General features: G+C 69.0%; 18 protein-coding genes and 4 pseudogenes. 14 read left to right on the top strand and 8 right to left on the bottom strand.

All coding sequences use genetic code 11. The features are described 5' to 3' along the window. Positions 1 to 3: 3 nt before the first annotated feature. Positions 4 to 687, bottom strand: coding sequence for a histidine phosphatase family protein (locus OHB00_RS29575; protein WP_406439149.1), 684 nt, complete (start codon positions 685 to 687; stop codon positions 4 to 6). Next, entirely contained in the window at positions 684 to 2,012 is a 1,329-nt protein-coding gene (hemL, locus tag OHB00_RS29570) for a glutamate-1-semialdehyde 2,1-aminomutase (RefSeq protein ID WP_406439147.1), read from the bottom strand. The genes OHB00_RS29575 and hemL overlap by 4 nt, the downstream gene beginning before the upstream one ends. A 315-nt stretch (positions 2,013 to 2,327) precedes the next feature. Here hemL and OHB00_RS29565 point away from each other — a divergent pair, with 315 nt between their 5' ends. Further along, positions 2,328 to 3,011 carry a hypothetical protein gene (locus OHB00_RS29565; RefSeq protein ID WP_406439145.1) on the top strand — a complete coding sequence of 228 codons (684 nt, stop codon included), beginning with the start codon at positions 2,328 to 2,330 and terminating at the stop codon, positions 3,009 to 3,011. A gap of 67 nt (positions 3,012 to 3,078) precedes the next feature. Here OHB00_RS29565 and OHB00_RS29560 read toward each other — a convergent pair. The 3 genes and pseudogenes from OHB00_RS29560 to OHB00_RS29550 form a co-directional block, all read right to left on the bottom strand. Then, positions 3,079 to 3,267 (bottom strand): annotated as a pseudogene (locus OHB00_RS29560) (site-specific integrase); the annotation flags it as partial. Positions 3,268 to 3,518: 251 nt separating this feature from the next. Continuing rightward, positions 3,519 to 3,692, bottom strand: a pseudogene (locus OHB00_RS29555) (YdcF family protein); the annotation flags it as partial. A gap of 107 nt (positions 3,693 to 3,799) precedes the next feature. After that, the gene (locus OHB00_RS29550) at positions 3,800 to 4,417 is read right to left on the bottom strand and encodes a TetR/AcrR family transcriptional regulator (RefSeq protein ID WP_406439143.1); all 618 of its coding nucleotides are present in this window, start codon (positions 4,415 to 4,417) and stop codon (positions 3,800 to 3,802) included. Positions 4,418 to 4,554: 137 nt separating this feature from the next. Here OHB00_RS29550 and OHB00_RS29545 point away from each other — a divergent pair, with 137 nt between their 5' ends. The 4 genes from OHB00_RS29545 (at position 4,555) to OHB00_RS29530 (ending at position 7,843) form a co-directional block, all read left to right on the top strand. Continuing rightward, positions 4,555 to 5,478: an SDR family oxidoreductase gene (locus tag OHB00_RS29545; RefSeq protein ID WP_406439141.1), complete on the top strand. Its 924-nt coding sequence runs from the start codon at positions 4,555 to 4,557 to the stop codon at positions 5,476 to 5,478. A gap of 144 nt (positions 5,479 to 5,622) precedes the next feature. Beyond that, the gene (locus OHB00_RS29540) at positions 5,623 to 6,612 is read left to right on the top strand and encodes an alpha/beta hydrolase (RefSeq protein ID WP_406439139.1); all 990 of its coding nucleotides are present in this window, start codon (positions 5,623 to 5,625) and stop codon (positions 6,610 to 6,612) included. A gap of 171 nt (positions 6,613 to 6,783) precedes the next feature. Further along, entirely contained in the window at positions 6,784 to 7,269 is a 486-nt protein-coding gene (locus OHB00_RS29535; protein ID WP_406446036.1) for a nuclear transport factor 2 family protein, read from the top strand. Positions 7,270 to 7,294: 25 nt separating this feature from the next. Next, a complete protein-coding gene (locus OHB00_RS29530) occupies positions 7,295 to 7,843 on the top strand; it encodes a TetR/AcrR family transcriptional regulator (RefSeq protein ID WP_406439137.1) in 549 nt (182 codons plus the stop codon). A 617-nt stretch (positions 7,844 to 8,460) separates the two neighbouring features. Here the strand turns inward: OHB00_RS29530 and OHB00_RS29525 are convergent. Both OHB00_RS29525 and OHB00_RS29520 read right to left on the bottom strand, forming a co-directional pair. Further along, on the bottom strand, positions 8,461 to 9,195 hold the full coding sequence (locus OHB00_RS29525) for an NADPH-dependent F420 reductase (RefSeq protein WP_406439135.1): 735 nt from the start codon (positions 9,193 to 9,195) through the stop codon (positions 8,461 to 8,463). 132 nt (positions 9,196 to 9,327) lie between these two features. After that, on the bottom strand, positions 9,328 to 9,924 hold the full coding sequence (locus tag OHB00_RS29520; protein ID WP_406439133.1) for a TetR/AcrR family transcriptional regulator: 597 nt from the start codon (positions 9,922 to 9,924) through the stop codon (positions 9,328 to 9,330). A 268-nt stretch (positions 9,925 to 10,192) separates the two neighbouring features. On the opposite strand from OHB00_RS29520, the gene OHB00_RS29515 reads away from it, so the two are divergent. The 4 genes and pseudogenes from OHB00_RS29515 to OHB00_RS29500 form a co-directional block, all read left to right on the top strand. After that, positions 10,193 to 10,894, top strand: a complete 702-nt coding sequence (locus OHB00_RS29515) for an SDR family oxidoreductase (RefSeq protein ID WP_406439131.1) — start codon at positions 10,193 to 10,195, stop codon at positions 10,892 to 10,894. Positions 10,895 to 10,922: 28 nt separating this feature from the next. Further along, positions 10,923 to 11,801 (top strand): alpha/beta fold hydrolase, encoded by an 879-nt coding sequence (locus tag OHB00_RS29510; RefSeq protein ID WP_406439129.1) that lies wholly within the window; start codon positions 10,923 to 10,925, stop codon positions 11,799 to 11,801. A gap of 63 nt (positions 11,802 to 11,864) precedes the next feature. Next, positions 11,865 to 12,962 carry an NmrA family NAD(P)-binding protein gene (locus OHB00_RS29505; RefSeq protein ID WP_406439127.1) on the top strand — a complete coding sequence of 366 codons (1,098 nt, stop codon included), beginning with the start codon at positions 11,865 to 11,867 and terminating at the stop codon, positions 12,960 to 12,962. A 176-nt stretch (positions 12,963 to 13,138) separates the two neighbouring features. Next, positions 13,139 to 13,438, top strand: a pseudogene (locus OHB00_RS29500) (nuclear transport factor 2 family protein); the annotation flags it as partial. 599 nt (positions 13,439 to 14,037) lie between these two features. Here OHB00_RS29500 and OHB00_RS29495 read toward each other — a convergent pair. Then, entirely contained in the window at positions 14,038 to 14,913 is an 876-nt protein-coding gene (locus OHB00_RS29495) for an alpha/beta fold hydrolase (protein WP_406439125.1), read from the bottom strand. 656 nt (positions 14,914 to 15,569) lie between these two features. On the opposite strand from OHB00_RS29495, the gene OHB00_RS29490 reads away from it, so the two are divergent. The 5 genes and pseudogenes from OHB00_RS29490 (at position 15,570) to OHB00_RS29470 (ending at position 21,501) form a co-directional block, all read left to right on the top strand. Further along, complete coding sequence (locus tag OHB00_RS29490) at positions 15,570 to 16,139, top strand: TetR/AcrR family transcriptional regulator (protein WP_406439123.1); 570 nt, start codon at positions 15,570 to 15,572, stop codon at positions 16,137 to 16,139. Between the two features lie 522 nt (positions 16,140 to 16,661). Continuing rightward, positions 16,662 to 17,959 (top strand): annotated as a pseudogene (locus OHB00_RS29485) (DUF3533 domain-containing protein). A 190-nt stretch (positions 17,960 to 18,149) separates the two neighbouring features. Further along, positions 18,150 to 18,719 (top strand): TetR/AcrR family transcriptional regulator, encoded by a 570-nt coding sequence (locus OHB00_RS29480; protein WP_406439121.1) that lies wholly within the window; start codon positions 18,150 to 18,152, stop codon positions 18,717 to 18,719. A 779-nt stretch (positions 18,720 to 19,498) separates the two neighbouring features. Further along, a complete protein-coding gene (locus OHB00_RS29475) occupies positions 19,499 to 20,146 on the top strand; it encodes a hypothetical protein (protein WP_406439119.1) in 648 nt (215 codons plus the stop codon). After that, a complete protein-coding gene (locus tag OHB00_RS29470; protein ID WP_406439117.1) occupies positions 20,143 to 21,501 on the top strand; it encodes a copper resistance protein CopC in 1,359 nt (452 codons plus the stop codon). Before OHB00_RS29475 ends, OHB00_RS29470 begins: the two co-directional genes overlap by 4 nt. Positions 21,502 to 21,553: the final 52 nt, after the last annotated feature.

The following is a 21,553-nucleotide window of genomic DNA, read 5'->3' as shown; positions in this document are numbered from 1 at the left end:
GGTTTACGCGCCGAAGGCCTTGCCCTGCCCCTGCCCCGGCTGGGCACCGGCCCGCAGATGCACCGGCACCAGATCGATCGCGGGCTCGCTGTACCCGACGGAGATGATCCTGTCGCCCTCGTACGTGAAAGTCGTCAGGGACGCCAGGGTGCACTGCCGCTTGCGCGGGTCGTGCCACAGCCGGCGCTTCTCCACGTACGACCGCAGGATCCAGATCGGCAGCTGATGGCTGACCAGCACGGCCTCGTGGCCGCGCGCCTGGTCCCTGGCCGCGTCCAGCGCACCCTTCATCCGCACGACCTGCTCGACGTAGGGCTCACCCCAGGACGGCTTGAACGGGTTGACCAGGTACTTCCAGTTGGCGGGCTTCTTCAGCGCCCCGTCGCCGACCCCGAAGGTCTTGCCCTGGAAGATGTTCTCCGCCTCGATGAGCCGCTCGTCGGTGGCGAGGTCGAGTCCGTGCGCCTTGGCGATCGGGGTCGCGGTCTCCTGCGCGCGCTCCAGCGGGGAGGCGACCACGTGGGTGACGTCCCGGGACGAGAGGTGCTCGGCGACCCGGTCGGCCATCTGCCGCCCCAGCTCGGAGAGGTGGTAACCGGGAAGTCTCCCGTACAGCACCCCCTCCGGATTGGCCACTTCCCCGTGCCGCATCACATGGACGACGGTGATGTCCTGCTGCTCGCTCATGCTGCCGTGGCCTCCGCGGCCGCTCGGGCCGCCGCCGGGAGGGCGTCGGCGATCTTCTGGATGGCCCGCTCGTCGTGGGCCGTGGACACGAACCAGGACTCGAAGGACGACGGCGGCAGGTAGACGCCGTCGGAGAGGAGGGAGTGGAAGAAGGCGGTGAACCGGAAGGACTCCTGGCCCCGCGCGCCCTCGTAGTTCCGCACCGGGCGGTTGGTGAAGAAGACGGAGAACATGTTGGAGGCGGTCTGCACCTGGTGCGCGACGCCCTCCTTGTTCAGCGCCTCGCTGACGAGCCCCTGGATCTGCGCGGAGACGGCGTCGACCTTGTCGTACGCCGCGTCGTCGAGCAGCCGCAGCTGGGCGAGTCCGGCGGCGGTGGCGACGGGGTTACCGGAGAGGGTGCCGGCCTGGTAGACGGGCCCGGCCGGGGCGAGGTGCGCCATGACGTCCGCCCGTCCGCCGAACGCGGCCGCGGGGAACCCGCCCCCCATCACCTTGCCGAAGGTCATCAGGTCGGGCACCACCCCGTCGATGCCGAACCAGCCGGCCCGGCTGGTCCGGAACCCGGTCATGACCTCGTCGGAGATGTACAGGGCGCCGTTCTCGCGGCAGGCGTTCTTGAGCCCCTGGTTGAACCCGGGGCCGGGCGGCACCACGCCCATGTTGCCCGGCACGGCCTCGGTGATCACGCAGGCGATCTCCCCGGGATGCCGGTGGAAGGCCTCCTGCACGGCTTCGAGGTCGTTGTACGGGAGCACGATCGTGTCGCCGGCCTGGGCGCCGGTGACACCGGGGGTGTCGGGCAGCGCGAAGGTGGCGACCCCGGACCCGGCGGCGGCCAGGAGGCTGTCGACATGCCCGTGGTAGCACCCGGCGAACTTGATCACCTTGGTGCGCCGGGTGAACCCGCGGGCGAGCCGGATGGCGGACATGGTCGCCTCCGTCCCGCTGCTGACGAGCCGGACCTGCTCCAGCGGCTCGATCCGGGCGACCATCTCCTCCGCGAGGGCGACCTCGCCCTCACCGGGGGTGCCGAAGGAGGTACCGCGCGAGACGGCTTCCTGGACGGCGGCGATGACCTCGGGGTGCGAGTGCCCGAGGATCATGGGGCCCCAGGAGCAGACGAGGTCGACGTACTCGCGCCCGTCCGCGTCCGTCAGGTAGGCCCCCTTGCCGGAGACCATGAAACGGGGGGTGCCGCCGACGGCGCGGAAGGCGCGCACCGGGGAGTTCACACCGCCGGGCGTGACAGCGGAGGCGCGGTCGAAGAGCGCCTGGGAGGCGGGCGCGTCGTAGGGATAGGGCGTTTCGCTCTGGGCGCTCATGACGTGCGGCTTCTCCGACTTCTCGGACTCCGGTTGCTTGGTGACCTTCTCAGGGTAGGGCCTGCCTTCGGGCGCAGGGCGGCGGTGTCCTCGCGGTGGAGGACGGCGGTCCCGGCGCGGCGGCCGGGTCATCTGCGAGACTGTGACCCGATACACGCAGCTCATCCGGCAGGTAGCCGGCCGGAGGCTGTAAAGATCCTGCGGACTGATGTTTCGACGCACGTTTCGGCGGGCGGCCGTGGGGGAGGTCACTGACACGATGATCGGGTTGCGCGGCGGGGGCCACGCGTCCTAGAAAAGCAGTCGGGTGGAGATATGCATCGCGGTGGCGGGCTGGGCGAGGGGACCGATGACCTGGGTCCTCGGCGTGCCCATCGGGGAAGGCACCGGCGCGACGCGGAGGAAGCGACCGAAGCAGCACGTCAGGAACAGGGCGTACCGAGTGAGTCGGAGCGGCGCGACCGACGTATCGATCAGCGGGACCGCGATCAGACGGATCGGGACCAGCGGAGCGATCGGCGGATCGACCGTCTTCAGACCGGGAGCAGGAATGGTGGTCGGGTGGGGGTGACGTACAAATACTTCGGCGCACCGGACGGCGCGACGGCGGCCCGCGTCCCGATCTCGATGCGCCCCGAGGAACTCGGCGGCGACGAGCTCGGCATGAACGGCATGTTCACGAAGATCAAGCCGGAGACGATGGCCGCGATGGTGCTGACGGGCATCGAAGGCGTGCCTCTGCACAAGGTGCCGCCGCTGGAGCTGGTGGTGCTGCACCCCGACTACGCGGTCGTGAAGCTCCCCATGACGGTGGTCGACCCCCTGCGCGGCGTAGGCGAGGAAGCGGTCGGCGCGGCCGCCTTCATCTGGTCGACGGTCCCGGACCGAGGCGGCCCGAGGGACGCGTTCAACGTCTACCAACTGCTGCACGAGTGGCAGGACTTCAGCCATCGCTTGCATGAGGCCGGGCATCAGCCGTACTGCTTGGTGTGGCCCTGACCTGGGATTTCGTTTGGTGTGGGCGGGGCTTCCGGGTCCCGCCTTTGTCATGTGCCGGAAGGGGCCGTCAGGCGGCCAGGGCACATTGAGGGCACATGGGTTTCGCTGGGGGCGCTGATGTGCCCTGGGCTTCGCCGGTTTCCTGGGTCTCCGGTTCCGTGAAGGCATCATCGATCGCCTTACGGGTGCGGGTCTCACGGGACGGCAGCAGGCTCGTGTACGTCCGCAGCGTGAACCCCGGGTCCGAGTGGCCGAGGTCGGGTCGGAATCGCGCTGCTGTCCAGTACCTCGCCGCTCCAGCCCAACGCGGTGAGCGGGGCGACCGTCGACGCCTCGTCCAGGGCCGCCGGACGAGCCCGGTGCCGCTAGTCGCGTCGGGCGAACTGGGCGTCGTCGAGGACGATGTACCGGTCGGCGGCGTACATCTTGGCAAGCGTGGAAAGCCGCGGGAACAGGTTCGGTTGGTGGATCGCGCACACCCCGCCCGGCGGCCCGACGTGGAGTGGTTCAGCTGCTGATGAGGCGGCTGTCGAAACCGGCGCCCAGGAGGCGCTCGTAAGCGTCATACACCTCCCCCGGTACGTCCTGCTCGACAGCGAACCCGAGCTTCGGGTACTCGATCACCCGTTGCAGATCACCGACGAGCATGTCGACAACGAGCTTCTCGTCGCCGATCGACTGGCTCTGTTTGAGTATCCCGCCACGGCGGACGTGGTGGGTGCGTGAGGCCCTCGGGAGTATCGGAACGCTGATAGCCCGCGGGCCCCTTGCTCAGGGGGGGCACGCCTTTACGCCGCTCCCTCCTGGCCCGTGAAGCTCACGTCGTCGGTCGCGGCGACATGTTCGGCAGGTGCGGTGAGGTGCCTGACGGTGTCCAGGGTTTCCCGGATGCGCTGAGCGAGGGGGTGTCGGTCGGGGTCGTTGACCCAGCGTTCGTAGGCGACCTTGAACGTGGCGATCCCGATTTCGGCCGCGAGTGTTGCGGTGGTGGTCTCCAAACCGCGTTCACGCAGCGCGTGGGTGAGCGTGGAAGCGAGTGCGGCGAGTTTGGCCAGTTCGCGTTCCTGGAGTTCGGGGTTGGCAGAGATGACGGCGTGGCGTTGTCGTGCCAGGTCCCCGCGATCTTCGAAAACGGGAGCCGCTTCGGTCAGGGCATGGGTGATCACCTGGAGCGGCGGGAGCGCGACAGGGGCGGCGGCCGCGGCGGTCGCGAGGATGTCGGCGAGGGGGTTGGCGAGGAAGAGGACTTCCCGTTTGTCGGCGAAGTGCCGGTAGAAGGTCCGTTCGGTGACGCCGGCGCGGGTGGCGATCTCCGCCACGGTGGTGGCGTCGAAGCCCTGGTGGTTGTAGAGCTCCAGCGCCGCCTTCTCCAGACGGCCTCGTGCGTCGGGTTTCCATCGGCTCATACTCCGACCCTACACATCGACGACAGAAGCTGACATCAGAGTGATGACAGTGCCTGACATCGATGCTACGGTGATGTCACGAACTGACATCAGGTGCCCCGCCCCGGGCGGGGATGCCGCAGCAGGAAGGGCGCACCATGCGCGTATTCGTCACCGGAGCCTCCGGACACGTCGGCTCCGCCGTCATCCCCGAACTCCTCGAAGCGGGACACGAGGTCGTCGGCCTGGCCCGCTCGGACAAGTCCGCCAACGCGTTGACGGCCGCCGGTGCCCAGGTGCACCGAGGCGACCTCGACGATCTCGACGGCCTCGCCTCGGCCGCCGCCGCGGCCGACGGCGTCATCCACCTGGCCTTCAAGCACGACGCCATGTTCGCCGGCGACTTCGACAGCGCGGTCACAGCGGACCTGCGCGCCATCGACACGCTCGGAAACACGCTCGCCGGCACCGGCAAGCCTCTGGTGACCACGTCGGGAACCATGCTGCTCGCCTTCGCGGGGCTGGAAGACGCCGCCACCGAAGCCGACGTGATCGACGCGGGGCCCCGGATCGACGCCGAGAACGCGGTGGTCAAACTCGCGGAACGCGGCATCCGCTCGTCCGTCGTCCGGCTCGCTCCGACCGTGCACAGCACGCTCGACCACAACGGCTTCGTCCCGACCCTGATCTCCCTCGCCCGCGCCAAGGGCGTCGCCGCCTACGTCGGCGACGGGGACAACCGCTGGCCCGCCGTGCACACGCTCGACGCGGCACGCCTGTACCGGCTGGCGCTGGAATCCGCGCCGGCGGGATCCCGGCTGCACGCCGTCGACGACCAGGGGATTTCCTTCCGGGAGATCACGGAGGCCATAGGCCGCGGGCTGAACGTGCCCGTGGTCAGCATCCCGGCGGCGCAGGCCGACGCCCACTTCGGCTTCCTCAGCGCCCACGCCACGGCCGACAACCTGTCCTCAAGCACTCTGACCCAGGAGCTCCTCGGCTGGAAGCCCGTCCAGCCCGGCCTCATCGACGACCTCCGCCAGGGTCACTACTTCGACGTCCCGGCAACCCTCACACCCTGAGGCCGCTCCAGTTCCATCCCGCTCGTTCCCCGCACCGCATCCAGGCGGCGCGGCCGAAGGGGTCCTCACGACCACCATCACACCCACGCGACCTGCTGCTGTGCACACCGCCGTGCCGCATCGCGGCGCAAGGAGACGAATGACATGAACGTAAAAGAGGCACGCGAGCGGATCGATCCCGAACTCGCCGAGGCCCTGAAGTCGGTGCCGATGACGCCGGCGGGGGTGTTCGATCTCAGCGACCTGGAGGGCACGCGAGCCGGCGTCCGCGCTTTCGCCGAGGCGATCGCGGCTCAGATGCCTGATGAGCCGTCCGTGTCGGTCGAACAGGCCGAGGTGCCCCGCCCGGACGGATCCACCCTCTCCATCCGGCTGCTGCGGCCCACCGCGGAAGCCGGGCCCCTCCCAGTGCTGCTCTGGTTCCACGGCGGCGGCCAGGTCCTCGGGTACGCGGCCCAAGACGATCCCAACCTCAAGCGCCTGTGCCTGGAGGTCGGCTGTGTCGTCGCCTCGGTCGACTACCGGCTCGCGCCGGAGGCTCCCGCCCCGGCCGCCGCGGAGGACGGACTGCTCGCCTACCGCTGGCTTCGCCGCGAGGCAGCCGCGCTCGACATCGACGACAGCCGCGTCGCCCTGGCAGGACAGAGCGGCGGCGGGGGCATCACCGCAGCCACAGCGCTCATGATCCGCGACCAGGGCGAGCCGGCGCCCCTCTTCCAGGCGCTGAGCTACCCGATGCTCGATGACCGCAACACAACCGCTTCGAGCCACGAGATCACCGACATCGGCATCTGGGACCGCGCGACCAACATCCTGGCCTGGACCTCGATCCTCGGAGACCGCGCAGGCACCGACGACGTGCCGCCGTACTGCGCACCCGCACGCGCGACGGAACTCACCGGGTTGCCACCGACGTTCATGGCAGTCGCCGAACTCGACGTCTTCCGCGACGAGGACCTGAGCTATGCGACGCGGCTCCAGGCAAACGGCGTCCCCGTCGAACTGCACCTGTACCCCGGTGCTTATCACGCCTGGGACCTCTTCGCTCCCGAAGCCGCGTTGAGCGCCGCATACTTCCATGCCTGGTTCGGATACCTGCGTCGCCAGTTCAGAAGCTGTGGCACGACCCGATGATCCGTGACGCTGCGTGACGGGTGCCGATGGTGCCGGGCCGTCGCCAGCCGCCTGTGGGGCGTTTTCTGGACGCCGTCCTCCAGGTGAACCGGATCCGGATCTCCTGGCGTCCCTCCTGCTCGACTACCCGCAACGGCTGTCGGCGCGGTAGGTTATAGGTCGACCACTAACATAGGAGTCGCGATTACGGTCAATGAAGACGATGCCAACCGCCGCGCCGCTGCCCAGCACGCCCTGGCCGAGCACCTGCGCCTTACCGCGGCAGGACGCGTCGACGAATGGGTGGAGCTGTTCGCCCCGGACGCGGTGCTTGAGTTCCCGTACGCGCCGGCCGGCGTGCCCCAGCGGGTGACGGGGCGAGACGCGCTGGTCGCGCACATGAGCAACTTTCCCGAGACCTTCGACGTGGAGTTCGTCGACCTGGTGTTCCACGACACGGTCGATCCGAGTCTGGTGATCGCTGAATTCCGTTCGAAGGGCACGGCGCTGCCGACCGGCAAGCCGTACGAGCAGACGTGCATCTCCGTCGTCCGGACCGACGACGACGCGCGCATCACCCACTACCTGGACTACTGGAACCCGCTGGTGGCGATCGAGGCGCTCACGCCCTCCGACGTGCCGTCCGGCTCTGAGCGCAGCGTGACTTTTGGGGGCTGAGGGGAGCCGTGTTTGACTGACGCCCATGCCTGCCGCCGGTACCAGCACGAAGAGCGACGAACGCCGTCGGGCCATCATGGCCGCCGCGGTCGACTGCTTCGCGCAAAAGGGTTTCTACGGTACGACGACGCACGAGATCGCAGAGTGGGTCGGTATCTCTCAGCCGTATCTCTACCGCCTGTACCCGAACAAGGAAGCACTGTTCGCGGCCGCGGTGGACCACGTGTCCGTCGTCATGACCGAGACCCTGCTCGCGCACTCGCCGGCGTCGGGTGGGGCGGGTTTGGCTCCCGAGGCGGCGTTGGATGCCGCGCGCGGCGCCTACGCCGCGCTCGTCGCGGACCGGAGCATCCTGCGTTTCCTCATGCACGCGAACTGTGCCGTCGGCGAACCGCTGGTGGCACAGGCCGTGCGCCGGTGCTACGCCAAGCAGGTCGACACCGTGCGGCAGCTGCTGGGCGACGACGACGCCGTGCGGCGATGGTTCGGCGCCGGAATGCTCGACAACGTGGTCGCCGTGCTGGGTCTGGCCGACATCGATGAACCGTGGGCGCGCGTCCTCACCGCTCGATGACCCGCCACCGGCGGTCGCAGGAATGGGGCGGCAGCGTGCCCGGCCGCGCGAGTGCCGTGCCCGGACCGCTCCGCGCTGCTGCCAGCGAGCGAAAGGTAACCCGAGGTCAGCGCAAGGTGGCGGGGGCCAGCCGGATCGTCAGTGGCTGCTGCATCCGGATGCGTATGGGCTTGGGCTTGTCGGCTGCTTTCAGCGGCTCGACAGGATGCGGTGACGTGCGGGGTGACCGGGGAGGGCGGGTGATTCGGCGGACCATGAGGGTGATGAAGGTGAGCCAGGGAAACGGCGTTGACCTGTGAGAACCACCGAGAGGAGTTTCCCCAGGTCAACACGCATTCTCCTGCGAAACCCCAGGTCAGCGCGCTCCCGCCACCAATCACTGCACGAGTGGTAGGACTTCAGCCACGGCTGCATGAGGCGGTGCACCAGCCCTGTTGCTTGGTATGCGGGGTTTTCGGACCCCGCCCCTGTCATGTGCCGGGATGGGCCGTCAGGGGGCCAGGGCACATCGGTCGAGAGCCGGCGTGCCGTGGAACCCGGCCCCGGCGCTCCGTGCGAGAGGAGTTGTCGGGGGCTTCTCGTACGGGGTGTGCGCCGCGGGCCGACGAAAGGCGTGGTCACCTGTGGGCGGCGCGGTTCATCTCGACGACGTCCTCCAGAGTGGGATCGGCACCGAGGGCGGCGAAGCGCTCCGCCATGCTCTCCCGGACAGCCGCGTCCTTGACGCGATCGGCCGCGGCCAGGGCTGCCGGCAGCTCATCCAGGGTCAGCTCCGTGCAGTAGGCGGGGCCCATCGGCTGCTGACGCCAGGAGTCGGCCAGTGCTCCCGCGTCGTAGGGGTCGAATCCGGTGTCGTCCACCAGACGCATGGCCACGCGCTTCGCTTCCTCGGAATCGCCGGCGACCGGGATGGCGATGCGGCCAGGAGTGCCCGCCGGGACACCCTTCGTTCGCTGGGTTTCGGCCAGGGCGGCGTTCCATGCCTTGACCACGGGGCGCCCCAGGAGTTCGGAGGTGTACACGCTCTCCACCACACCGTCCTCCACTGCCTCGATCCACCCGTTGAGGTGCGGGTAGTAGTTGGAGGTGTCGATGACCACCGTCTCGGCGGGGACGGAAGCGAACAGATCGGCCAGCTGTCCCGCCACTCCGAAGGGAATGGCCAGGATTACGGCGTTCCTGTCCTTGACGGCGTCCTCAAGCGCCACGGCGCGGGCGCCGGTTCCCAGCACGTCGGGCGCGACGGCCTCGGGCCCGCGGGCGTCGGCCACCTGGACGTCGTGACCGGCTTCGCCGAGCTTGCGAGCGAGGTTGCCGCCGATTGCTCCGGCACCGATAACAGAGATTTTCATGAATTGTCCTTTCGGAAGAAGCACCGCCCCAGGGCGGCGGGATGTGATCACTGTGGGACGGTGGAAGAAGGGCGCGGGACTCCGTCCGGAGTCCGCAGATCCCTGGACGCTCCGTGATCGCCCAGCAGGGGCTTACGCCTCGGTGTTCCGTTCGCGGTAGCCGGCGACGACGAGCGCGCGAACGCGGTCCAGCGACTCCTCCTCCGCGGCACCGGCGCCCTTGAGCCAGGCGACGGAGATGGCCGCGAGGAACAGGTCGTACCCCTGCACCGACTCGCGCACACGCCCCGCCCGCTGGGCGGCACGCACGTACTCCTCGGTGGCGGTGATGACGGTGTCGCAGGGGAGCGTGAGCGGGTTGTCCGGATCATGCGCCCTGGCCGCGGCCATGAGCGGCTCCGGCAGTCCGCTGAACGCGCTGAAGTACTCCTCCAGCGCGCGCAACCACTGCTCCAGCGCCTCGTCGGCGTCGCCGAGCCGCGCGATCTCCTCCTGGCGCGCCACCAGTTCTTCGGAGCGCGTCTGCAGCACGGCCGCCAGCAGCGCTTCCCGGGTGGGGAAGTGCCGGTACAGGGTGCCGGGGCCCACACCCGCCTCCTTGGCCACCGCCTCCAGGGACGTACCGACCCCGTACTTCAGGAAGTGACACTGCGCCGCTTCCAGGAGGGCGGCACGGTTGCGCTGGACATCCGCACGAGGCCTGCGCCCCTGCTGTCCACTGGCACCCATACGCTCTCCTGGCTCGCGCGACCCTGGCACCCCGATAAAACGGAGGCCACCTCCGCAGTGATCCCACCGTAAAGCGGAGGCAGCATCCGGTCAAGCGACTTCACTCCCGTCGCAGCGTCGGCCCCGCCGGCGTTGCAGCGGCTTGCCGGACGGCGGCAGCGCGCACCCATTGAGACCCGCGAGTCGTCCCCGCTTGGACTTGCACCTTGAAACCGATCGGTTTACCGTTGGGGAAAACCGATCGGTTTACCATTCTGTGGAGGCAGTCATGACCGCATTGAAGGGCGCACACGTCTTCGTCACCGGCGGCAGCCGTGGCATCGGCAAGGCGCTGGTGGAGGAGCTCTACGCGCGCGGTGCCGGGAAGGTCTACGCCACGGCCCGTGATCCGCGCAGCGTGACGCACCCCGACGCCGTCCCGGTGGCCCTGGAGGTCACCGACCCGGCCTCCGTGGCCGCGGCCGCCGCACGGGCACAGGACGTCACGGTGCTGATCAACAACGCCGGCGCCTCGGTCGGCGCGTCCTTCCTCGGCTCCCCGGTCGACGACGTCCGCCGCGAATTCGAGACCAACTTCTACGGCCCGCTGCTTCTCACCCGGGCCTTCGTGCCGGTCATCGAGCGCAACGGCGGCGGCCACCTCCTCAACGTGCACTCCGTGCTCTCCTGGATCGCGCTCGGCGGCTCCTACAGCGCGTCCAAGGCCGCCCTGTGGTCACAGACCAACTCCCTGCGCCTGGAACTTGAGCCGCGCGGCATCACCGTCACCGGACTGCACGTCGGCTACGTCGACACCGACCTGACCGCAGGCGTCGACGCACCCAAGTCCGATGCCCGTGACGTCGCCGCACTCGCACTCGACGGCATCGAGACCGGCGCGTACGAGGTCCTCGCCGACGACGTCTCCCGCCAGGTCAAGGCGGGCCTCGCCGGCGAACTGGCCGACCTCTACGCCCAGTTGGCCAAGTAAGCCGCTGTACACAGAGAGAGACGGCGACATGCCCGCCCAGGACCCGCGTCCCACGATTCGCATTCCGGGGACCACCAGCCACACCCTCGCCCCCCGCGCGGGGCGCCGCGGCCGCGAGGGGACGCTGCGCCATCTCAAGGCGGGCAATGGTGCCCCCCTGGTCCTGCTGCACACTCTGCGCACCCAGGCCGAGCACTTCCGTCTCCTCGTCCCACTGATCGCGGACCACTACACCGTCTACGCCCTCGACCTGCCGGGCATGGGCTACTCCGAGATCGTGCCCGGCGCGTCCTACGACGAGCCGGCGCTGCGCGCGGGCGTCGAGCGGCTCCTCACCGAACTCGACCTCCACGACGTGACGTTGGTCGGGGAATCCCTGGGGGGAGTGCTCGCCCTGACCACCGCGGCCGATCTGCCGGAGCGGGTACGGCGCGTCGTCGCGGTGAACCCGTACGACTACCGCGACGGGATCGCCCGCTCCAGTCTCCTCGCCCGCGTGGTGATCGGCGGGATCATCGCTCCGGGGGTGGGCAAGTTGATCGCCGCGCAGGAGCCCAGGCCCGTCCTGCGCAGGATCCTCCAGGGCGGTGTCGGCGACAAGGCCGCTTTCCGGGAGGACTATCTGGACGAACTCCTCCAGTCGGGCAGGCGCCCCGGCTTCCCCACCGTCGCCCGAGCTCTGTACCGGAACATGCCCAGTCTCATCGCGGCCCGCTCGCGCTACCCCGAGGTCAAGGCGCCCGTCCACCTCGTCTACGGCGAGAACGACTGGTCCCGCCCCTCCGACCGGGAAGCCAACAAGAGGTTGCTTCCCGCCGCCGACTTCACGCAGGTGCCGGGAGCGGACCACTTCATCGCACTGGAGCGGCCCGAGGTGGTGGCCGACCTGGTGCACGCGACGGTCTGACTCGAGCGCCTCTGTGGAGCGCGGGCTCCGCGCCACCCTCATTCAACCCTGGAGTCGAAAACCATGCCTTCTCACGACACCTCCACCATCTTCGTCATAGGCGGCACGGGGGCCCAAGGAATACCCATCGTCCGCGCTCTCGTCGCCGACAAGAAGTATTCCGTCCGGGTCCTCACCCGGGATGCCACCTCCGCCCGGGCCCAGGCCCTCCTCGCCCTCGGCAACGTCTCCGTCCTCGAAGGGTCATTCGCCGACGAGGACGTGCTGCGCGAGGGTTTTCGCGGCTGTGACGGGGCGTTCATCAACATCGACGGATTCAACACCGGCGAGAAGACCGAGACGTACTGGGCTATCCGCAGTTACGAGCTGGCGATCGAAGAGGGAATCAAGTTCTTCGTCTACGGAAACCTCGACTATGCCCTGAAGAAGTCAGGCTACGACTCCCGGTTCCGTACCGGCCACTACGACGGCAAGGGGCGCATGGCCGAATGGGTACTGTTCCAGAACAACGAGAACAGGGACCGGATGGGAGCGGCGGTCTTCACGTCGGGCCCCTACATCGAGATGGTGATCTCGCCGCTCACGCCTATGACGCCCGGCATTGAGGACGGTGTCGTCACCTGGCGAGTCCCGCTCGGCGAGGGATCCGTACCGCATGTCGCCCTCGAAGACTGCGGATTCTATGTCCGCTGGCTCTTCGACCATCCGGAACGGGCCAACGGCATGGACCTCGAAGTCGCCATCGAGCACATGACCTACACAGATATGGCTGCGGCGTTCGAGAAGGTCACCGGACATCCGGCACAGTACATCGACACCGATCTGGACACGTATTGGAACAGTCCGGACCTGAAGGGGATCGCTGATCACCCCGCCGGATACAACGCTGATCCCGACGACAAGAGCACCATGAGCTTCCGAGACAACTTCACGGGCTTCTGGAACGTGTGGAAACACGGAATCATCACGAGGGACTACGCTCTGCTCGACGAAATTCACCCCACCAGGATCAGAAGCGCGGAGGAGTGGTTCCGCCGAGAAGACCGGCTGGGCAGGGAACTCGGCAAGGGGAGTCTCTGGGAGCGAGTCCAGCCGGAGAACTGGAGTATGGACTCCGCCGTCCTCAAGAGCAGCGCGGATTTCAGGACGGGCAAGTTGTAAACGCTGGCCGCCAACGGCCGACGGGCTACAGCCCATTGATCCGGATCACTCGTGCTCCCTCCATTAGTTCATTTGAAGCAACTGGTTCCGTCAGGGCCCTGTTGCTGGAACAGCCCACGCCACGTACCACGGAGGACCTCATACCTGCGTTCAGTACGGCCAACACCGCGAGCGAGATGGTGCGCTCCGCCACGACCACCGCGTTGCGGGTCGCCGCGCGCGAGCTGGAGCTCTACGACACCGGCGACGTCGCCGGGGCGGACGAGGTGTTCGCCCCGGCCGTGATCGACCACAACCCCGCCGCCGGCGCCCCTTCGGGCATCGACGGGATGCGAGCACTGATCGCCGCGGTCCGCGACGGATTCACCGGCACGCAGCACCGGATCCTGTTCCAGCAGGAGCTTCCCGGCGGCTGGGTGGTCCTCCACTGGCGGATGACCACGACCCACACGGAGATGCCTTCGGGTTCGCCGCCAGCGGCAACCCGGTCGATATCGACGGCCAGGACATCATGCGCGTCGTGGACGGCAAGATCACCGAGATCTACCACGTCGAAGAAATGCTCAAGCTCATCCAGCAGATCGGCACCGGCGCGCAGTCGGCGTGAAGATCGAGATCTTCCCGAACAACGCCGGCCTCCGAGCGGCTCACCGCGGGGCCGTCACTGATGACGATCCGGAAGGTGAGCCGCCGCGGGCGGAGACTCGGACGCGGCCTGCCCCGAGCTGAACCCGTCCAGCCGGAGGTCCCCCGCGCGGAGCCTGAACCCTCTGCGCGTCGCTGTTCACTGGGGTCGCTGTGGGGGGTGCTGCTTGAGCTGAGCAGCCCGCTTGACGGTGATGGCGGACGCACGCACCGCCGGCTCAGCAGCACCGGCCACGGCTCCGTACCGCCGGGGCGACAGACGTCCGCGCACAGCACGGTGCCGTCACGCATCTCCGCCGGAACAACGAACTCGATCCGCATCTCCGGCATGTGCTGCTGCGCGCCACGGCGCTGTCACGCGACATGGTCGAACCTGGTCCCCGGGACGCACCACACCCGAGCGGGGGTGGCCACGGCTCTCTCGGGGCGGTCAGGCCGCCGCGTTCAACAGGCCGGCCAGTACGTCGGGCCGTTCCAGTGCGATGAAGTGGCCGGCCTTCGGGACCTGCGTGAAGTCGGCGGCGGGCAGCAGTTGCTTGTTGGCTTCCCGGTCGGAGGGGCGGGACCAGTCGTTCTCGCCGTAGACGAGGTGGACGGGCGCCTTGACCTCGGGGTAGCGCGAGCGGGCCGCGATGAGACTGGGCAGGGCCTGGTACACGGCTCGGGCGACGGCCGGGTAGCCGGGGCGCCTGCCCACCTGGAGGAGTTCGTCCACGTAGTCCGCCCGCAAAGCGCTCTTGTCGCCGAGTCCGCCGTGCAGGATCGCGCGGAGGGCGGGCTTGGGTTCCACACCGGCGATCAACTTGCCCACTCCGGGCATCAGGGCGCCGCTGACCACGACGCGGGCGAGGAGGCTGGAGCGGGCGATCCCGTCGCGGAAGTCGTACGCGTTGACCGCGACGACGCGCCGTACCCGCTCCGGCAGATCGGCGGCGGTGGTCAGGGCCAGCACCGCCCCCATCGACTCACCGACCAACGTCACGTCGTGGAGGTCGAGTTCGGTGAGGAGCCGCTCGACGCCCGCACGCATGGCCGGCTCGTCGTAGGACGCGCCGGGCACGATCTCGGAGTAGCCCATGCCCGGCAGGTCGAGGGCGTGGACGGTGTAGTGGTCCGCGATCAGTGGGACGAGGAGACGGAAGTGCTCGGCCTGGGTGCGCACGGTGTGCAGCAGGACCAGGGGGGCACCTGTGCCGGCCTTGAGATAGCGCAGCGTCCCCTCGCCGCCGCGGCCTGCACGAGGGGCGAGGGTGTGGCTGGTGGTCCCCGGAATGCGAATCGTGGGACGTGAGTGCTGGGTGGGCATGTCGCCGTCTCTCTCTGTGTGCAGGGGCTTACTCGGCCAACTGGGCGTAGCGGCCGACCAGGTCGCCGACGAGGACCATGGCGGCCTCCGCACAACGAGGGAACCGATCGGTTTCCACCACGGTAAACCGATCGGTTTCCAGGCGCAAGCCCACCGCGCGAGTTCGACGCGCCCCGACTGACTCCCGGCTTCACCGGGGCTTTCCTCGCACAAGCCGGGCGCACCGACCGCGGCGCAGGCCGGGGTCGAGGGCTACACGGCCACCCTGGCATGGGGCGCCGGGTTCTTCGTGGTCGGTGCGGTGCTCGCAGCGATCCTGATACCGAACGCGCCTCTGGCGCCGTCGGAGGGCGAACCCGTGATCGCCCACTGAACCCGAGTCCACCGAGGACATGCGGTCGATCCCCACGAGTGGACAGCGAGAAATGCCCTGCTGCCTGCGGTGGTTGGTGTTCTCAAGGCACAAATCGGCGAAGGGAGCCAGGAGCATCTCCAGGATGGGGCCCACCTCGTACCGCGCGATCTTCAGCAAACTGATCACCGCAGGTAGCGGGCACCCGCGGTGTGGGCTGAATGTGGGCGGCTCGAAGAGCGCCCCGGCAAGCACCGTAAACCGATCGGTTTTCAATCGGCCGGAATCGAGTTAACCTCGGAATATGACCACCGAGGCGAAGCCAAGTCCCCGAGAGCGGCTGCTGGAGGCGGCGGCCACACTCACCTACCGAGACGGCGTCGGCATCGGCGTCGACGCGCTGTGCAAGGCGGCGGGGGTTTCGAAGCGTTCCATGTACCAGCTGTTCGAGAGCAAAGGCGAACTGCTGGCGGCGAGCCTGGAGGAACGCACCTCCGCCTACGTGGCGACACTCCTGCCCGCAGCGGACGACGGCCGGTCACCCCGCGAGCGGATCCTGCACGTCTTCGACCAGCTGGCGTCGCAGGCGGGTGCGCCCGACTTCCAGGGCTGTCGATACCTGGCCGTGCAGATCGAGCTCAAGGATCAGAGCCACCCCGCAAGCCGGGTGGCGCACCGGGTCAAGGCGAACCTGACAGCCTTCTTCCGTGCCGAGGCCGAACAAGGCGGGGCGAGCGACCCAGATCTGCTGGCCCGGCAGCTGATCCTGGTCTTCGACGGCGCCAGTGCCCGTGCGGGGATCAAAGCCGACACGCCGACAGGGCTCGTCACCCCCACTGTGACCGTCCTGCTCGATGCGGCGGGCATGCGCTGAAGCATCGCGTTTTACGACCAGTCCCGGCGACGGATGTGCTCGGCAAGCCGCTACTGACCTCCGGTGACCGGAGCACCTCCATGGCGTCACGCCCTTCACCTCCCGGCACCCGACGGGGGAGCCCGATGGCCGCAGGGGTGTTCATGAGCATGCCGTGAGCCAGGAGGAGCCATGGTCTCGTTGACATCGGCGCCCGGCGGCAGGCGCACAGCCTCCCAGACACCCTGCCGGCCGGACGAACTCGCTGGACCGGGCCCTGGTCGCCGGGTGATCGATCGCCACCATCGGCGAGGAAGTTGGCCGACATCCCGAAGGAGAGGCACGCCGCTCGGACTTGCGCGTGGAAACCGATCGGTTTACGGTGGTGAAACCGACCGGTTTCCCGCAGGGAGGCCGTCCGAGTGCGATCTGGGTGCCGTCACCTCGGCAGCCGGGGCCTCGATGGAGCTGTGAGCGCTCGCCAGGCAGCGCCCGCCGAGTCAGGAGGCCCGCCGTTCTGTGTTGTCGAGACCGGAGTGAATCATGAGCGGGCTTCATCCCTTCCGCATAGTGCGCGCCAAACCCCTGTGGATCGCCAACGGCCTCATCACGGGCATCCTGGCGCTGCTGTTCACCGTGTTCTACGTCGGCGCCAACATCGACCCGGTCGGCCACATGAAGCACCTGCCCGTCGGCCTGGTCAACGCCGACAAGGGGGCCACTGTCGCCGGCAAGCAGGTCAACCTGGGGGCGCAGATCACCGGGTCGATCAAGAAGTCCACCGCGGGCGGGGACAGGATCGACTGGAAGGTGATGGACGCGGCGAAGGCGAAGGAGGAGCTCGGCAAGGGCAAGCTGTTCGGCGCGCTCGTGGTACCCGCCGACTTCACCTCCTCCGTCACCGCGCTGACCGGCACCACGGCCGACCAGAATCCGCTCCGCCCGACGCTGACGGTGCTGACCAACCAGTCCGCCGGCAGCATCGGCTCCAGCCTGGCCCGGACGGCGACGACGACGGCGGCCGAGAACGCCTCGCTCCAGGTGGGCAAGGAGCTGACCGCGCAGGGCGGTGCAGGGCAGGCGAAGCTGCCCGTCGCAGCGCGCGTCCTGCTGGCCGACCCTGCCGCCGTCACCGTCGAGGACGGCCACCCCCTCGACTCGCACAGCGGCCTGGGCCTGACGGCGTTCTACTACGCGCTCACCCTCGTGGTCGTCGGCATGCTCTCCGCCAACGTCCTCAGCGGCCAGGTCGACCACGCCCTCGGCTACACCCACAACGACATGGGCCCCCTGCGCCTGCACCGCCCGCTGATCCGGGCGACCCGCGTCCAGACCCTCGCCATCAGCACCACCCTCATGGCCGGGCTGTCCCTGCTGTTGGGCACCCTGGTCATGGCCGGCGCGGTCGGCATCATGGGCATGGACGCCGCCCACCTGCCCCTGCTGTGGCTGTACTCGGTGTGCGCCATCGCGGTTTCCGGGTCGGTGCGCTCACCCTCCTCGCCGTGTTCGGCACACCCGGCATGCTGGTGGTCACGCTCGTCTTCATCGGGATGGCGGTGCCGACAGCCGGTGCCACCACCCCCATCGCGGCACTGCCCGCCTTCTACCGCTTCCTCGCCGAGTTCGAGCCCCTGCGGCAGATCACCGGCGGCATCCGCTCGATCCTCTACTACGACGCCCAGGGCGACGCGGGTCTGACGCGGGGCTGGGTCATGATGGCGGCCGGACTCGCGGCGGCCGCACTGTTCGGCTTCGGCGTACTTAGGTGGTACGACCGCAGGGGACTGCACCGCATCCCGGCGGAGACGACGCCCGACAAGACCGCCGTCCCGGCGTAGCGGCAGGTCACCCAGGACGGGGCCATCACTCGGAGTGGCCCCGGTGTGTGTCGCCGTGCCGGGGACGACAGGTGCGCACACCACATGGCTCGGCGACGGTCCTTCCCCCAGGCTGTCGCCGAGCCTCTGCCCGGAACCAGCTGAAAACCGATCGGTTTTTATTTCGTCCACTCCGGGTTAACCTCGCGGTATGACCACCGAAGTGAAGCTGAGCCCCAGGCAACGGCTGCTGGAGGCGGCGGCCACCCTCACCTACCGGGACGGCGTCAACATCGGCGTCGAGGCCCTGTGCAAGGCGGCGGGGGTGTCCAAGCGCTCCATGTACCAGCTGTTCGAGAGCAAGGACGAACTCCTGGCAGCAAGCCTGAAGGAGCGCGCCTCCGCCTATGTGGCAACCCTCCTGCCTGTGGCGGACGACGGCCGGTCACCCCGCGAGCGGATCCTGCACATCTTCGCGCAGGTGGAATCACAGGCCGGCGCCCCCGAGTTCCGCGGCTGCCGGTACCTGGCCGTGCAGGTCGAACTCAAGGACCAGAGTCACCCCGCGAGCCGGGTCGCCCATCAGGTCAAGGCGGACCTGACCGCCTTCTTCCGCACCGAGGCCGCGCAGGGCGGGGCGGGCGATCCCGAGCTGCTGGCCCGGCAGCTCAGCCTGGTCTTCGATGGCGCCAGTGCCCGCGCGGGAATCCAGGCCGACAACCTCACCGGGCTCATCGCACCCACCGTGATCACCCTGCTCGACGCGGCAGGCGTGCGCTGACGCATCACACGCCCAGAGCACTCCCCCACCTCCCGGCACCCGAGGGAAGCCCGATGGGCAGGGAACAGCCGCAGAACGGTGGCCCGGTTCGGCGTTGTGATGACGTAGTGCCGCGCCAGGCAGGAGAGATCTCCCCACCTTTCTCGGGTGCGCGCATCAGCCACGTCGAACATATTTAGGGCGTAAAAATTCTTCCCTGTGAATTTCACTCATTGCCAATACCCTCTCCGGTCTCAGTGGTGTTCGCGGCTCCAGGCGGGCGCAGGGCACTGGCAGCAGATGCTTGATCTCGAATTCGAACCGGAAGCGTCCGACGGGCGAACCATGGAAACCGCCCCGGCCCGGCCAAGTGATCGAGGCCGTCCGGCAGCTGCGTGAGGCCGGCGACGACGTCACCCTCCACCCGTCCGTCGCCCGAGCAGGGTCGCCCTCCGGCCGCCGGCATGGTGTTCCTCGGCATCCTTGGCGCCCGGCAGCGGCGAGTGCGCAGACCTTCGCGAGGGACCCGGCCGGACCGCCACCCGCCTTCTACGGCAGATGCGCCGGAGTCCCGTTCGGCGAAGGAAAGAAATGCCAAGCGTGTTCGCATTCACGGTGTCTTCGCTTTCTTCACGGAATGCAATGCGCACATTGAGGCGGGAACGTCCGTCCTCACAGGTCACACCTGATCGAATGAGAGGCATGGAAACGAGTGATTAACTGACGCGTAGCCGACGGGAATCGTCGACTCTGGTGCACTCCTGGTCACTGCCGTACACACACAGCGTCAGGAGGGGCTCATGCCCTTGTTCGCCAGAGCGGCCTGGCCGGGAGACCATCGCGACGAGATCGTCGCAGGGACGCTCGTCGCCGCGGTGATCGTCGTCCTCGGGTACGCCTCCGGCATCGGCACACCTCAGCCCACAACCGTCGACACCGCCGCGCCGCCGTCGGCCGGTCCCTCGGGGGGATCCGCGGCGAGCGGCTCCGGTCCGGTGGACAGCGGCTCCGGTTCCGGTGCGGACTCGGGCGCAGCCTCGGGAGGCAACAGCCTGCCAGGAGGCGGCGGTTACGTCCTTCCGGTGAGCGACGGCACCAGCTCCACCGGCGCTCACGACGGTCCCGGCACCGGCGGTGCGGGCACCACCGGCACCACCGGCGGCATGCCGATGCCCACCCCTGCCCCCTCCGGGTCGGCCTCGGCCTCCCCCACGCCCGCCCCGTCCCCGGTTCCGTCCTCGTCCAACGGCTGCACGACGGGCGAGGTGCGGCTGTTGCAGCCATTGTTGACCGGCACCGTCGGCCAGGTCACCGGCCTGCTGGACGGCCTGCTCGGCACGGCCGCCTCACCATCGCCGTCGCCGTCGTCGCCCTCGACCAGGGATCCGTCGTCGGTGTGCGTGGGCCTGGCGCCGTCACCCTCGGTGCTGTCGGAGGTGCTCCCGTGAGAGGCCGACGCGGTCCCCGACTCGCCCTCGCCGCTCTCCTGGCGTTCGCGGCCCTGCTGTTCGCCGCCCCCGCCGCCTCCGCCCACACCGAACTGACGTCCTCCGCACCGAAGAACGGCGCCCGGATCACGCACACTCCCGCCACGGTCCGGCTGACCTTCAGCGAGCAGGTCGACCTCGCCGACGTCCGCATCACCGCGGACCGGAAGCAGCTGACCCTGTCCCGGCCGGCCCACGGCGACGCCGAGGGCAATGTCGTCGAGGTGACCGTCCCGAGGACCACCGGTGAGGACCGGCTCACCCTTATATGGCAGGTGCATGACATGGAGGACGGTCATCCCACGTCGGGGAGCCTGTCCTTCCCGCTCGTGGCGAAGCCCGGGAACTCCGCCGCGTCCGGAGCCGACAAGGCCGACGCAACCGGCGTCCAGACCGCTCCGCGCCCCTCGGAGGCCGTGTACACCGCCTGGACCGTGACCCGCTGGGTCGGCTACCTCTCGCTCGCCCTCTACGTCGGCGGCCTCGCCTTCTGCGCGCTGCTGTGGCCCCAGGGCGCGCAGGACCGCCGTACCCGCCGGCTCCTCACCCTCTCCTGGGCGGCCGGACTCGCGGCGGGCCTGCTCGGGCCGGGGCTGCAGGGCGCCTACGGGGCCATGGGCACGCTCGGTGACGTGCTCAGGTCGGCCACCTACACCGACCTGCTGGGCTCCGAGATCGGCATCGTGGCCGCCTGCCGGGTCCTGATGTGGGTGCTGGCCGCGATCGTCCTGGCCGCCCTGCTCCAGGGCGGTGAGCGGGCCGCCCGTTCCCCGGGCTGGCGCGTCGGATTCCTCGCCGTCGCCCTGGGCCTGCTGCGCACGACGGGCATGACCGGGCACAACGCCGAGGGCACGCACCCGGGTTGGGGGGAGGTCGCCGACCTGATCCATCTGCTCGGCGTCTCGCTCTGGCTGGGCGGCCTGGCCCTCCTGGTGTTCGGCGTGCTGCCCCGCCGCCGCCCGGAGGAGCTGTCCGCCGCCGTCTCCGGCTACTCCACGCTGGCAGGCGTGTCGGTCGCCGCGATCCTGGCGGCCGGGTCGGTGCTGACCTGGCAGATCGTCGGTTCCTTCGGCGCACTCGTCGACACCGGGTACGGGCGCCTGCTGCTGCTGAAACTCGCCGTCCTGGCCGTGGTGCTGCTGATCGCCCAGAGCAGCCGCGCCTGGGTGCGAACCCGGCTGGACGTCGCCGTCCTGCTGCGTGGCGACCGCGCCACCGTACGGCCCTTCGTCTACTCGGTCGTGGCCGAGACGGGGCTCGTCCTCGTCGTCCTCGCCGCGACGAGTGTGCTGGTCACATCCGCCCCCGGGCGCTGATCGGCATTCCCCCGCACAACCCGCTGTTTCCGCCCCTCATCTCGCAAGGAGA

This window comes from Streptomyces sp. NBC_00631, assembly GCF_045206895.1.
Lineage (GTDB): Bacteria > Actinomycetota > Actinomycetes > Streptomycetales > Streptomycetaceae > Streptomyces.
The sequence above is the reverse complement of the archived record's forward strand: the minus strand, read 5'-3'. Positions and strand labels throughout refer to the sequence as shown.